11 protein-coding genes and 2 pseudogenes are annotated in these 13,934 nt (G+C 61.7%); 6 read left to right on the forward strand and 7 right to left on the reverse strand.

The window, feature by feature from the left end:
- Positions 1–123 precede the first annotated feature (123 nt).
- Together iolD and iolE are read left to right on the forward strand one after the other, a co-directional pair.
- Positions 124–1,965 (forward strand): 3D-(3,5/4)-trihydroxycyclohexane-1,2-dione acylhydrolase (decyclizing), encoded by a 1,842-nt coding sequence (gene iolD / locus AC0L2F_RS10560; protein WP_473248328.1) that lies wholly within the window; start codon positions 124–126, stop codon positions 1,963–1,965.
- A 15-nt stretch (positions 1,966–1,980) separates the two neighbouring features.
- Complete coding sequence (iolE, locus tag AC0L2F_RS10565; protein ID WP_473248329.1) at positions 1,981–2,880, forward strand: myo-inosose-2 dehydratase; 900 nt, start codon at positions 1,981–1,983, stop codon at positions 2,878–2,880.
- A gap of 158 nt (positions 2,881–3,038) precedes the next feature.
- Here the strand turns inward: iolE and AC0L2F_RS10570 are convergent, their stop codons facing one another.
- Entirely contained in the window at positions 3,039–3,407 is a 369-nt protein-coding gene (locus tag AC0L2F_RS10570; protein WP_283848253.1) for an ABC transporter ATP-binding protein, read from the reverse strand.
- Positions 3,408–3,684: 277 nt separating this feature from the next.
- Here AC0L2F_RS10570 and AC0L2F_RS10575 point away from each other — a divergent pair.
- From AC0L2F_RS10575 to AC0L2F_RS10585, 3 genes and pseudogenes are all read left to right on the forward strand, one after another.
- Positions 3,685–3,825 (forward strand): annotated as a pseudogene (locus tag AC0L2F_RS10575) (ABC transporter substrate-binding protein); the annotation flags it as partial.
- A 143-nt stretch (positions 3,826–3,968) separates the two neighbouring features.
- Positions 3,969–4,424, forward strand: coding sequence for an RbsD/FucU family protein (locus AC0L2F_RS10580; protein ID WP_473248330.1), 456 nt, complete (start codon positions 3,969–3,971; stop codon positions 4,422–4,424).
- Between the two features lie 5 nt (positions 4,425–4,429).
- A pseudogene (locus tag AC0L2F_RS10585) lies at positions 4,430–5,321 on the forward strand (ribokinase).
- Between the two features lie 9 nt (positions 5,322–5,330).
- On the opposite strand, the gene AC0L2F_RS10590 reads toward AC0L2F_RS10585, so the two are convergent.
- From AC0L2F_RS10590 to AC0L2F_RS10615, 6 genes are all read right to left on the reverse strand, one after another.
- Positions 5,331–6,044 (reverse strand): class II aldolase/adducin family protein, encoded by a 714-nt coding sequence (locus AC0L2F_RS10590; RefSeq protein WP_473248331.1) that lies wholly within the window; start codon positions 6,042–6,044, stop codon positions 5,331–5,333.
- Positions 6,041–7,459 carry an FGGY-family carbohydrate kinase gene (locus tag AC0L2F_RS10595; RefSeq protein ID WP_473248332.1) on the reverse strand — a complete coding sequence of 473 codons (1,419 nt, stop codon included), beginning with the start codon at positions 7,457–7,459 and terminating at the stop codon, positions 6,041–6,043. Before AC0L2F_RS10595 ends, AC0L2F_RS10590 begins: the two co-directional genes overlap by 4 nt.
- A gap of 6 nt (positions 7,460–7,465) precedes the next feature.
- The gene (locus AC0L2F_RS10600; RefSeq protein ID WP_473248333.1) at positions 7,466–8,473 is read right to left on the reverse strand and encodes an ABC transporter permease; all 1,008 of its coding nucleotides are present in this window, start codon (positions 8,471–8,473) and stop codon (positions 7,466–7,468) included.
- On the reverse strand, positions 8,470–9,474 hold the full coding sequence (locus tag AC0L2F_RS10605) for an ABC transporter permease (RefSeq protein ID WP_473248334.1): 1,005 nt from the start codon (positions 9,472–9,474) through the stop codon (positions 8,470–8,472). Before AC0L2F_RS10605 ends, AC0L2F_RS10600 begins: the two co-directional genes overlap by 4 nt.
- Entirely contained in the window at positions 9,467–10,951 is a 1,485-nt protein-coding gene (locus AC0L2F_RS10610) for a sugar ABC transporter ATP-binding protein (protein WP_473248335.1), read from the reverse strand. Before AC0L2F_RS10610 ends, AC0L2F_RS10605 begins: the two co-directional genes overlap by 8 nt.
- Before the next feature lie 110 nt (positions 10,952–11,061).
- Positions 11,062–12,063, reverse strand: coding sequence for an autoinducer 2 ABC transporter substrate-binding protein (locus AC0L2F_RS10615; protein WP_063992897.1), 1,002 nt, complete (start codon positions 12,061–12,063; stop codon positions 11,062–11,064).
- A 687-nt stretch (positions 12,064–12,750) separates the two neighbouring features.
- On the opposite strand from AC0L2F_RS10615, the gene AC0L2F_RS10620 reads away from it, so the two are divergent.
- Positions 12,751–13,881 (forward strand): sugar ABC transporter substrate-binding protein, encoded by a 1,131-nt coding sequence (locus AC0L2F_RS10620; RefSeq protein ID WP_007608731.1) that lies wholly within the window; start codon positions 12,751–12,753, stop codon positions 13,879–13,881.
- Positions 13,882–13,934 lie beyond the last annotated feature (53 nt).

The following is a 13,934-nucleotide window of genomic DNA, read 5'->3' on the forward strand; positions in this document are numbered from 1 at the left end:
GCGTCACTGAGTCGTGTCAGATCGGATCACGGCGCATTCGCGACGCGGTTGCGCCAGCACGCGCGGTGAGCGCGATGATCGAGCATTTCGTCCAGGCCGGGCGGCGCTGTTGAGGAGAGAGTGATGGCGACGATCAGGCTCACCATGGCGCAGGCGCTCGTCGCCGCGATGGCCGCGCAGAGGACGGTGATCGATGGCGAGGAGCAGCCGCTCTTCGCCGGTGTCTGGGCGATCTTCGGGCATGGCAATGTCGCGGGCCTCGGCGAGGCGCTGTATGCCGTGCGCGATCGTCTGCCAACCTTGCGCGCGCATAACGAGCAGGCGATGGCACATGCCGCGATCGCCTTCGCCAAAGCCTCGCGCCGCCGGCGCATGATGGCGGTGACGAGCTCGATCGGCCCCGGCGCGACCAATATGGTGACGGCCGCTGCAGTCGCTCACGTCAATCGGCTGCCGGTGCTGCTGTTGCCGGGCGATGTCTTCGCCGGGCGCCGCCCGGATCCGGTGCTGCAACAGATCGAGGATTTCGGGGACGGTACTGTTTCCGCCAACGATTGCTTCCGGCCTGTCTCGCGCTATTTCGACCGCATCACCCGGCCCGAGCAGATCATGCAGGCCTTTGAGCGCGCGATGCAGGTTCTGACGGATGCGGCCGAATGCGGACCCGTGACGCTCGCGCTCTGCCAGGATGTGCAGACCGAAGCATTCGAATATCCCGACTGGTTCTTCGCCGAGCGCGCCTGGCAGCCGCGCCGGGCACGGGCTGACGAGACGCAGTTGGCTCAGGCCGCAGCCCTGCTCAAGGCGGCCAAGCGCCCGCTCGTCGTCGCCGGCGGCGGCGTCCTCTATAGCGAGGCGGAAGGCGATCTCGCAGTCTTTTGCACAGCGCACGGCGTACCGGTGGCAGAAACGCAAGCCGGCAAGAGCGCGCTGCCCCACGACCATCCGCTGAATCTCGGCGCGATCGGCGTTACCGGAACTCGCGCCGCCAACGACGCAGCGCGGCAGGCCGATCTGCTGCTCGCGATAGGCACCCGGCTGCAAGATTTCACCACAGGCTCACGCTCGCTTTTTGCCGATGCCGCCTGCCGGATCGTCGGCCTGAATACGCAGACCTTTGATGCCGGCAAGCATCGTGCGCAGCCGCTCGTGGGCGATGCCAAGGTCGTTCTGGCGGAACTCGGCGCCTCCCTTCAGGGCTGGGCGGCACCTGCCGTCTGGATCGAGCGGGCAAGGACCGGCCGCACGGCCTGGCTGGAAACGGCCGCGCACTACACCGCGGCTGACAACGAAATCTTGCCGAGCGATGCGGAGGTCATCGGCGCCGTTCAACGCCGCAGCCTGCCGAGCGATGTCGTGCTTTGCGCGGCCGGCGGCTTGCCGGGCGAGCTGCACAAGCTCTGGCAGCCGGGCGCACCCGGCGGCTACCACATAGAATACGGCTATTCGTGCATGGGCTACGAGATCGCCGGCGGGCTGGGCGTCAAGCTCGCCGATGCGGAGCGCGAAGTCGTCGTGATGGTCGGCGACGGTTCCTATCTGATGATGAATTCGGAGATTGCAACGTCGGTGATGCTTGGTGCCAAGCTCATCATCGTCGTGCTCGACAATCGCGGCTTCGGCTGCATCAACCGACTCCAGAACGCGACCGGCGGCGCCCCCTTCAACAATCTCCTGCGCGACGCCCGTCACGAGGTGCTGCCCGAGATCGACTTCGTGGCGCACGCTGCCGCGATGGGGGCGATCGCGCGCAAGGCCGCGGGCATCACTGACCTGGAAGCGGCGCTCGACGATGCGCGAGGGCACGATCGGACGAGCGTCATCGTGATCGACACCGACCCGCTGCGTTCGACCGATGCCGGCGGCCACTGGTGGGATGTGGCGGTACCGGAGGTCTCGGAGCGCGCTGAGATCGTAGCCGCAAGGCGCAGTTATGTCGAGGCGCTCGTGCGCCGCAATTACTGATCGAGCGAGGACGACATGCCTATCCGTATCGGAGCGAACCCCATCGGCTGGTCGAACGACGATCTGCAAGAGGTTGGCGGCGAGACACCGCTCGAGACGTGCCTGTCCGAGGCGCGCGAGGCGGGCTTCGAGGGCATGGAGCTCGGCCACAAGTTTCCGCGCGAGCCGCAGACCCTGAAGGCTGCGCTCGCGCCCTTCGGTATGGCCTGCATCTCCGGCTGGTATTCGGCGGAGCTTCTGAAGCGCAATGCCGACGAGGAGATGCGGCATCTGCGCCCGCATTTGGATCTGCTGAAGGCGATGGGATCGTCCGTGCTGGTCTTCGCCGAGACCTCGAATGCGATCCACGGCGATCGCAGCAAGCCGTTATCGCGCCGACCGGTCATGAAGGCGGGCGACTGGGCGGAGTTCGGCCGCCGTATCACGGAGGTCGCGGAGCGTACGCTCGCCGAGGGCGTCAGGCTGGTCTACCATCATCACATCGGCACCATCGTGGAAAGTGCGGCGGATATCGACGCCTTCATGGCAGCGACCGGCGAGGCGGCTCATCTCCTGCTCGACACCGGCCATGCGACTTGGGGCGGCGCCGATCCCGCTGCACTGGCTCGACGTTATCGTTCCCGCATCAGCCATTTCCACGCCAAGGACGTACGCCGGGCGGTGATGGAGCAGGCGCGCCGCGAGGATTGGAGCTTCCTCGATGCGGTGTTGGGGCAGGGCAGCGAACTCGGTGTCTACACCGTGCCCGGCGACGGCATGGTCGATTATCCGGACGTCTTTCGCGAGCTTCCGGGCTATTCCGGCTGGATCGTGGTTGAGGCGGAACAGGACCCCGGGAAGGCACACCCGCTGACCTACGCCAGGAAGGGTATTGCCCATCTGAAGCAGAGCCTGCACGAGGCCAGGCTTGCCTAGCCGGAGGCTCTCTCCCACGCCGGGTTACCTGCTTGGCTTGCGCGAAATGCGCGGCGTCGTTTCGCTGCGGTTGGCACTTGCTGGCTATACGTTGTGGCAGGCGACTGCCGTGCCGGAAGACCGAAGTTCTGGAACATCGACGAGGCAGCGATCGCTGGCTAATGGACAACGAGGCGCGTAAGTGCAGCGGTGCGGCCGCGTGAACAGGCTTGGCGGTTCACCCGTTTCGATTGCGCCCCAGGATCCGCTTCGACGGATCCGGCTTCGGAATTGCTGCCACCAGCGCGCGTATAGGGATGAAGCGGGTGATCCAGGACCGTCCGCGTCCCGGACTGCTCCACGACCCGGCCCATATACATGACGGCAACACGGCAGCTGATCTGCCCGATCACACCAAGGTCGTGCGAGATGAAGAGCATCGACAGTCTGAGCCGGTCACGCAGGTCCATCATCAGATTGAGCACATGGGCCTGCACCGAAACGTCGAGGGCCGAGACCGGCTCGTCGGCGATGATGATTGCGGCCACTGCGGTGGCGCGGCCGCCGCAAGCAGCACCCACGCATGAGGATGGCGCGCATTGCATCGCACAGGCGGGCCGAGAGAAGGGTGCCGTTCTCGTGCGCAAACGCAAATCGCAACGATTTGGGTGAAACGAGCGTGGAACAAAAGGGGATGGAGAAGGCCGCCACACCGAGAAGGATCAATAACTTAGAAGATGCTCCCTGCCTTCGGGATGCCGGGTTTACAGGACGCTCCCTAGCCGCCATTCAAGTCCACAAACATAGTTTCTCACTGGCGCTGCGGCAATGGTTGCAACCGCCATGGAATTGACCGTCGGCAACTTTTACAATCATGTCGCGGTTCGCGGCAGCCATATCCTAGACGCAACACTGGTGACCAAGACTGCCGCGAAGGATTTCTACTTCGCGGATTCGCCGTTCTGAACGAGCCAAGTTGCAGACCAGCCGGAGCGGCGCTCCGGCTGGTTCACGGCTGTCACTACTAAAGACGTCGCCTTACGGTGATACTGGTTGGCATCCGAACCATCAGAGTTTGGGCGATTTTGAAGATAAGGGAGTGACGCAACATGCTCAAGGGCATCAATCCACTGCTCAATGCCGACGTGCTCCATGCCTTGCGCGCAATGGGGCACGGAGACCGCATCGTGGTGTGCGATACTAATTTCCCTGCCGACTCCATCGCGCGTCAGACCGTGTTGGGCGAGTTGCTTCGTATCGACAACGTCAGTACGGCAAAGGCGATCGAAGCCATCCTCTCGGTGCTGCCGCTCGATACGTTTGTCGACGATGCCGCGATCCGCATGGAGATTGTTGGCCAGCCCCAGGAGGTGCCACCGGTGCAGCGCGAGGTGCAGGCCGCGATCGATCGCGCCGAGGGGCGCTCCTGGCCGCTGGTCGGGGTCGAGCGCCATGCCTTCTATGAAAAGGCCAAGACGGCCTACTGCGTAATTGCCACTGGTGAGCGGCGCTTCTACGGCTGCTTCCTGTTCTCCAAAGGCGTCATCGCGCCGGACGGAGAGTGACGACCATGAGCAAGACGGGCGTCGCTGTGCTCGACATCTTCGTCGTCGATCTGGCCTTCCGGGCCGGCAACATGCCTGCGATCGGCGAAACGATCGCGGGCTCGGGATTTGCCATGGGACCGGGCGGCAAGGGATCGAACCAGGCTGTGGCCGCAGCGCGCGCGGGTGCGGACGTGACCTTCATCTCCCGGATCGGCAGCGACGCCTTCGGTAACCTTGCCATCAAGACCTGGGAAGCCGAGGGCATCAGGCCGCGCGTGGCTAGGACCAAGGAAGGCGCCGACGGGTGCTGCCTTCATCTATGTCCACGAGACGCGTGGCGACAACGCCATCATCGTGGTGAGTGGAGCGGCTGGTGGTCTCAGCCCGGCTGATGTCGATGTGGCGGCGGAGGCGATCCGCGAGAGCCGCGTCGTCGTGACCCAGCTCGAGCAGCCGGTCGCGGCCGCGCAGCGCGGGCTTGAGATCGGGCGCGCTGCCGGCAGCATCACCGTGTTCAACCCGGCTCCTGCGGTCAAGCTCGACGATCGCCTGTTTGCCTTGTGCGACTACGTCGTTCCCAACGAGACCGAGGCTGAGGCGCTGACCGGGATCACAGTGAGCGATCTTGCCGGCGCCCGCCGCGCCGGAGACGCGCTGCTGGCCAAAGGAGCGGGTACCGTGCTGATCACGCTCGGCGAGCGCGGAGCGCTGTTTCACGGGCGAGACCGCTCGCTGCACGTGCCGCCGTTCGCCGCAGGCAAGGTGGTCGAAACCGCGGGCGCGGGCGATGCATTCGTCGGCGGCTTCGCAAGCGCGCTTGCGGGTGGCGCCGGTCCACTGGAAGCGGCGCACTTCGGTTCGGCGACAGCGGAGATTTCCGTGACGCGCGCGGGCGCTGCGCCTGCCATGCCGTGAAATCCACCATCAATGTGCTGTCCGTTTCGAGTCCGGTAGGGCGCGCGGAGCATCGCCGACATCGTCAAGGTCAGGCGCCTGGCCGTATCCCATGCGTTTCATCTGCTCATGTACCTGCGCCATTTCAGCGTCGCTGAGGCGCGGCGGCTCGCCGATAGCCAAGGCGTGGACATACATCTTCGCCAGCGTCTCTACTTCCACGGCGAGCCAAAGCGCCTTTTCAAAGGTCTGGGCCGTCACGATCAAGCCATGATGGCCAAGGAGGCAAGCGTTGCGATCTTCGAGGGCTTTGAGGGCGTAGTCCGATAGTGCCTGCGTGCCGAAACAAGCATAAGGCGCACAGCGAACATCGTTGCCACCCGCAACTGCGACCATGTAGTGGAAGCAGGGAATGCCACGCTCGTGCACGGCGAGAATCGTGCTGAAGGTGGAATGCGTATGGAGCACGACCCTAACGTCTTCGCGTGCTCGTAGAATATCGCGGTGAAACCGCCATTCGGATGAAGGACGATGGTTGCCTTGGTAGTTCGCGGCAAAATCCATCGCGACAACGTCCTCTGGCTGCATCCGATCATAGGGCATACTGGTAGGCGTGATCAGCATGCCACCTGGAATTCGGTGCGAAAGATTGCCAGATGTGCCCTGATTGAGACCGTTTCGATTCATCTGCCGGCAGGTATCGACAATACCTTGGCGGAGATCGGCATGATTGTGGTCTGTCATGAGGCGGGCTCCGAGAAAGCGATCCAGGACTGGTAGGCGGTGGAAAGGCCGCGCGGCTCGAACCCATCATTGCTAAGCGATGTGACAGCTTCAAGTACTACGCTCGAAACCGGCTGCGTACGCGAGAATCGCCGCCACAGCAGCGCAGCGCCAAGCGCCGTTCCGTGCGGTGATTGACTCACCCTGACGCTCTGCGAAGGTCGCAAGGTCGCAATGCAGCGGGCGAAGGGCAAATTCGCCGCAAAGCCACCATCGATGACTACGCATTTTGAGCTCTCAAGTGCATCAAGGCAGCGGTTTGCGCTGAACGCTGCGTAGAGAAGTGCCAATGCCTGCCATTCGGCAGGCGTCTCGGGAGACGGTCCGATGACCCGTCCGCGGCGAGCAGCGCCCGGAAATAATCCGTCGTCGCCAATGAAAGAGGGGAGCGCCAGGGTCCCCTTCGACAGCAGGGCCGACAATGCGGCGAGGACAGCTGCATCAGAAGCACGATGTTCCCCGCGGATCAGGTCGTATTCGCGGCCGGTCGCGATCAATGTCGAAGGTGCATTCTCGCCATCAACATCGATATTGAGCACCATCGCGCGCGTGCGATCGAGTTTGCCCAGGGAGAGGTCGCGCTGAAATGCAATCATCCAGGTGCCGGTCGATAGGATCGAGGCATCGGCCATGCCGGCAGCCTTGTAGCGAAACAGGTTGGCGTTGGAATCATGCACGCCACAGAGGATCTCGGTCGATTGCGCCAGGCCAGTGCGCCTCGCTATGGATTCCGAAACCGTCCCTAGCACCGCGCCGGCTGCGACGCGTTCGGGCAGCAGATGGCTCCAACCGCGCTTGCGCATAAGAGAGGAAGGCTGATGGTGGACGAGGTCCCAGATATGGCTCTGAGCCGCGAGCTGCGAGATTTCACTGGCCGCACGTCCGCCAAGCCACAAGGCGAGAAACTGCGCAGTGGTCAGATAGGTTTTTGCGCGGGCGAATTCGACGGGATATGCGCTTTCCTGCCACAGCAGCTGCTTTCCGAGCCGCATCGCGCCTCCAATTCCGCAAAACACCTCATCGTAACCCGGCGCGATCCGGGCATAGGCTTCATCGATTTCGGGCGGACAGACGGCATCATAGTCCATCATCGGCAGCACTGGCGCATCGCCATTGACGAGAACCGCGCCGCATCCATGCGCAGCCACTATCACGGCGCCGATGGCATGGCGTTGAGACACGTTGGCAAGGGTATCGAGAAACCATTCCTCCAGCCCGGCAAGATCATAGGCGAGGTATAGGCCCTGAGTCATCGGCACGTTCGGAATCGCATGTGTTTCGAGGGGCCACCCGTCGTCACTCGCCACCAACAGCTTGAGACTGGTCTTGCCAATGTCGAGAACCGCGATAGTGGTCGAGACGATCGAACTCATCATCGCTGGCTACCGCGGCGCTTTGCCGGCGAAATGAGGAACCGCCGCAACGGCAATCAAGATTCCACCCCAGATCGCCAACGTGAGGAATTGGCTAAGGTTCAGAAGGTTGAATGCCGAGGAGATAACCTGAAGGATGATCAGTGCAAGCAATAGCCCGCCAACCTTGCCGAAGCCACCAAACGGATCGATGCCGCCGAGGACGGCCGCAAGAATGGTGACGAGCAGGTAGCTCTCGCCGTATGCCGCGTTGGCCGAATTGAAACGTGCCAACATGACCACCGCTGCCACGCCCGCGAGCAAGCTGGAAAATACATAGAGTTTGAGAAGGACGGCGCGGGTATTGACGCCGGAGTAGCGGGTCGCCTTCTCGTTCGAGCCGATCATGTAGACCTTCGCACCGAACGGCGTCGCGTTCAGCATGAGCGCGACGGGCAAGGCGCAGAACGCGAGTACGATCAGAGCAAAGGGTACCCCGAAAACCGTTCCGTTGCCGATAAACACAATCGACTCCGGGAATCCGGAGATGACGTTACCGCGCGACAAGCCGATCGCGAGACCCTTGCAGAGCGTCATCGTGCCGAGCGTGGCTAGGATCGGCGAAACGCCGAGATAGGCGATGACAAAACCATTGAGGAGGCCGACCAATGCGGCCACTGCAAATCCTGCAGCGATCGCAAACACCTGAATGCCGACCCAGGCGAGGCCCTGACTCCCCGGGATGTAGCGCGTCAGCAGGAACGCGATGGTCAGTCCGGACAGATTGGCGGTCGCGATGATGGAAAGGTTGAGTCCACCAGATAGCAACGCCAGCATCATCGCGAGCGAGAGGATGCCAAGTTCGGGCATCTGGAAAGCCATGGATTGCAGCGTGTTGACCGAGAAGAACCGGTCGCCGATCGTGATCGCGAACACGACCCAGAGCGCGAACAACAGCAGGACGAGGGTGGCGACCGTGCCGCTGCCGGCGAGGCCGACCATGCGCCGGCGAAGTGAGAGGGCGGGTACATTGCTCATCGGGATGCGCTCTGGCTTCGCCGCTCGCGCTGCGACCAGGCGGTCGCAGAGACCGAAATGAGAATAACCAAGCCGACGAAGAAGGGCGACCAGTAAGACGAAACGCCCAGCAAAATGATTCCATTTTGGAGTACCGCGAGCAGCGTCAAGCCCAGAAACGTGCCGAAGACCGTGCCGACGCCGCCCATCAGGCTAGCGCCGCCAAGCACGACGGCAGCGACCACATCGAGTTCCTTGCCCACCAGCACCGTCGGGGCGACGGACTGCGCGAGTTGTGCCTGAATCAGGGAGGCGATTCCGGCCATGACACCCATGTAGCAATAGACCAGCATGTTGAGGCCGAAAATGTGGAAGCCGAGCCGCTGTGCAGCATCGGCATTGCCTCCCATGGCATAGATCTGCCGGCCAATATTAGTTCGATTAAGCAGAAGCCAGGTGACGAGAAATGCCAGCGCGAGCGCGAGGATTTGCAGGTTGATACCGTACGAGCTATCCTTGCCCCATTCGAACTCGAACCAGAATATTCCGGTCGCAAACCAGTCAGGCAACGAATAGATGTATTTGCCGCCGGTGAAGAAGATCAGAAGCCCATAGAAGATGTTCAGCGTCGCGACCGAAACGATGATCGATGGTATTCGAAGTTTCTGGATGAAGAACGCGTTGAGGGCACCGAGCGCACCGCCAATTCCAATCGCGATGGCGAAGACGCCGACCCAGTTCGCCCCGTAAGAATTGGCAAGCGAAAGTGTGACATACTGCGCTACCGATGCGGTCGCGGTGAATGAGATGTCGATTCCGCCGGCGATCAGCACGACCAGCAGCCCGAGCGCCAGGATGCCGACAAATGCATAAGAGGTCAGCAGATCAAACAGATTCTGCATAGTCAGGAATTGGGCGTTCGCGAAGCCCAAGCTGGCGCAGAGCCCGAGGATGACTATCAGCAGCCAGAACTCATGGCTGCGACGAAACCTGCTGAATGATGCGATGTGCGATTCAGGCATTGACGGCCTGCCGAAGCGCATCTTCGGAAGTGCCTGCGGCAGGCACGTCGGTTGTCAAGCGGCCTTCCCGCATCACCAGCACGCGATGACTATGATAAAGGACCTCGGGTATTTCGTCTGATATCATCAGCACCGCAACGCCGTCGCGGGCCAGCCGCCGGATGATTTCATAAATGCCGTCCTTGGCGCTGATGTCGACGCCCACCGTGGGGCTATCGAGGATAAGCACCCGCGGATTCGTCGCCATCCATTTGGCGAGCACGACCCGCTGCTGATTGCCTCCGGAGAGCGTCTTCACCGGGTTGGCCGGATTGGCGACCTTGATCCCGAGTTCAGCAACCCACCGAGCGACATGGGTCTGTCGCGCGCGTGCGGTAATCAAGCCGAACGCGCCAGCCAGACGATCCAGCACCGTAAGCGTGACGTTCGCCGTGACGGACTGATTCAGGATGAGACCAAGCGTAAGCCTATCCTCGGATACGTAGGCGATCCCTCGATCGATCGCCTCTGCATTTGTACGGAGGGCGATGGGCCGCCCGTCAAGTGCGATGGTGCCGCGATCGGGCGGCTTCATGCCGAACAGGGATAGCGCCAATTCGGTTCGCCCTGAGCCGAGCAGACCGGTGAGACCCACTACTTCGCCCGCGCGCAACTGCAAGCTTACATCCTCATACTCGCCCTCGCGGCCCAGGCCCTCAACTTCCAGCACAACCGGGCCAGCGGCATGCTCAGGCGCCTGTATTTGATACTCGAAGGACTTGCCGGTCATCAGCTGGCTGAGTTTCCGCCCATCGATTGTGTCTGCAGCAAAAGTACCGACTTTGGCGCCGTCGCGCAGCACCGTCACGCGTTGGGCGATTTCAAGCACCTCATCGAGACGGTGGCTGACGAAAACGACGCAGATGCCAGCACGCTTCAGCTCGCTTACGAGCCCGATCAGGGCGTTCACCTCGTGGCGGGTCAACGATGCCGTCGGCTCATCCATAATCAGGAGTTTGGCATCCGCAGCCAAGGCGCGGCAGATCGCGACCAGCTGGCGTCCGGCAATGCTGAGCTCTGACACTTTCGCGTCCGGGTCAAACTCGACGCCGATCTTTGCCATTATGGCCTTCGCGGTGGCGCGCATTGAGGCCCAGTTCACCGAATGGAGGCCGCCAAGATGGTGCGCCATCGCGATATTCTCGGCGACGGTGAGGTTGGGGAATAGCGAAAGATCCTGGTAGATGACCTGAATGCCGCAATGCGTGGAGTAGACCGGGGTTAGTTTAGGATATTCCTTGCCGGAAATTGCGATACGGCCGCCAGGCTCCGCTGCCTCGACGCCCGAAATGATCTTGATCAGGGTGGACTTGCCGGAGCCGTTTTCACCAACCAGGCAATGCACCTCGCCGACTTCCAGAGTGAGATCGACGTCGCGGAGCGCGTGCACGCCGCCGAAACTCTTCGATATGCCGGACATCTCCAGGAAAGTCGCCAAAGGTTCGCCTGCAATGGACCGTTCGATCGTGCGATCACCCGAGAGGTACCGCATTCCCGACCGGAAGGGCCGGGAATGCAGCGCGATGAGGCGACTAAACCGATGCCGGCCTAGAGCCCTCCGGCGATCAGACCGTCGATGGTTTCCTTGTTGATGCGCATGATCTTGTCCACCTTGATCTGCTTTCCTGCAACGTCGACGGCTGCTTTGCCGAGGCCGGGTACATCGACGCCATCCGTGATCGGCTTGCCATCGAGCACGAGTTTGGCCACCGCGACCATCGCGTAACCCGCATCGGTGGGATTCCACAGAAAACCTTCGCGGATCGTATCATCCGCGATAAGCGACTTCGCCTGGCTTGGCAGCACGGTGCCGACAATTGCGATCTTCTTTCCAAGGCGTTGTTGACGCACGGCATTTCCTGCCCCGATTGGTCCGTTCGAACCGAAGCCGAGAATACCATGCAGGTTAGGATAGGCCTTGATCACGTCAAGCGTCGTGCGCTGGCTGGTGTCGATCTCGTCGGCGCCAGGGAAGCGGTCGGCGACGAGCTTCATTTTTGGAAAATTCTTCTGCTGGTAGGCAATCGCGGCATCGGCCCATTTGTTGTGAAGTGGCGTCGTAAGAGTTCCGACGTAGACCACATAATCACCTTCGCCGCCCATGTCCTTGGCGAGACGTTCCATCTGCACCTCGCCGAAGCGAACGGAGTCGATCAATTCCACATTCCAGTCACGGCCTTCCTGTTCCGGACCCTCATGCGTGATGACCTTGATTCCCGCGGCCTGTGCGCGCTTCAGCACGGGTTCGCAGACTTTTACATCAAGCGGCACCAGGCCGATCACGTTGACCTTCTTGGCAATCAGATCCTCAAGGAGCTTTACTTGCTGTGCCGGATCGACGTTCGCCGGGCCAACCATAGTGGCATTGATGCTGAAATCCTTCGCACCCTTCTGGATTCCCTTTTCAAGTGCGTTGAACCACGGAATTCCCGCGATCTTCACGACCGTGACCATTTCCTTTTGGGCTTGCGCAAAGGCAAAGCCCGGAAAACCGGCACCGGCCAACGCGGCCGTGCCACCGATCAGCTTGAGCGTCTGGCGTCTGTCCATTGTTCCCTCCCAGGAAACGATCTTGGAGTCCGCACCCTTGACCTGACAGTCGCTGGGGTGGGGCAGTCGAGCCTGTTCTTGCTTGGGGACAGAAAGTGTTGCCTGTCCAACCGCAGGGCCTTGAAGGACATTAGAGACCGGCGCTTCAGAACGTGTCAAGCAAGTGACATGTTCGCCAGCCACCGTCGCAGTGCGACACCTGATCTTCTCTTCGAGCTGCTGAGTGAGGAGCTGCGAGCGATCAGCGCTCCTACAGCCATCATCTCAGCGAAGGAGCGCCACGCCACCCCGCCGGACGGAAGCAAGTAGTCCCAGCTTCCGGCTTCAACCCAGCTTCAGCAAGCGGGCTTCGTTCGGCTCCGTAGCGATTCACACTTTCCCCTGAGTGTCATTTTTTTCGTCACGCGCGTGGATGCCACGATGAAAGGCCGGCCATGGCCAGCTTCGCCGTTGCACAATCCCTTGCCGCCCACGAACATCCGACTGTCATTGTTACGTTTTCTGCTTCCAAAATTGTCGTCGGTTGGCCGTGCGTTCAGATCGCGCCTCGCGCCGGAGCGTCCGCCCTTGGCTTGTCAGCATCGCAAGTTGCGTCCATCCTAGCGCGATACACGCACGGGAAGGTCAATTCCCGGCATGGCTACGCGCCGCGTTAGGGTGGAACACAAACGCTCAGGGAGACACGACATGGTGTGGACGCTTCGTCTGGCGGGGCTGGCTTGCGCCGGCTTGCTGCTGTCATCGGTGAGTGCTCTGGCTGGTCCGAAGGTCGTCTCCGGCCCCGGCGCCGACCCCGCCTGCTTCAAGCCATGGTCGTCCGAGACCAAATTCTTCCAGTGGCCCAAGAAGGCGGGCCCCTACAGGATCGCGCTGGTCAACGGTTTTGTCGGCAACACCTGGCGCATCCAGATGGTGAAGACTGCCAAGGCTTTCGCCGATCAGCCGGGTATCAAGGAGAACATCAAGGAGTTCAAGGTCGTTTCCACCGGGACCGATGTGGCGGCGCAACTTGGCGCGATGGAGGACTTCATCAACCAAGGCTTCGACGCAATCGTCACCATTGCGGTCGCGCCCGACGGTTTTGATCGCATCATCCGTCTTGCCGACAAGAACAACGTCGTGGTGGTGCCGTTCGACAACGTCCTCGACACCGACAAGGTGATGATGGTCAACGAGGACCAGAAGGAAATGGGCCGCATGTCGGCCAAATGGCTGATCGACGAGAGCGGCAAGAAATCCGGTGACATCCTCGAAGTCCGGGGCCTGCCCGGAAACTCGGTCGACCGCGACCGTCATCTCGGTTTCCGCGAGGTCATGGAAGCGCCCGGCAACAGCTTCAAAATCACCGAGGTGGTTGGCAATTGGGACACCGGCACCTCGCAGAAGGTGACTGCGGATGCGCTGGCTGTGCACGGCCATTTCGACGGAGTATTCACCCAAGGCGGATCCGACGGCACCGTGCAGGCGCTGATGGCCGCCAAGCATCCCTTTGTGCCGATGTCGGGCGAGGGCGAAAATGAGTACCGCAAGCAGATCGCCGATCACGCCAAGGACGGACTGAAGGGCATGTCCTACGGCCAGTCGCCGGCGCTGGTGGCGATCGCGACCAAGGCGGCGATCTCGGCGCTGCAGGGCAACGTCATGCCGCAGTTGATCTCGATCCCGATTCCGGTGGCGACCTACAAGGATCTCAAGCCGGGCACGAACTACTGGCCTGAGCTCAAGGCCAACTTCTTTGCACCGAACCAGTTCACACCGTGTGGCGTGAACTTCACTGCGCCGGAAATCATGTCGCAGAGCGAGAAGAACACCCAGTGACGTCTCGAGTGATATCTCTGTCACGGCCCGGCATCCGCCGGGCCGTCGTTGCG

The sequence above is a fragment of the Bradyrhizobium sp. Ken64 genome (assembly GCF_055807555.1).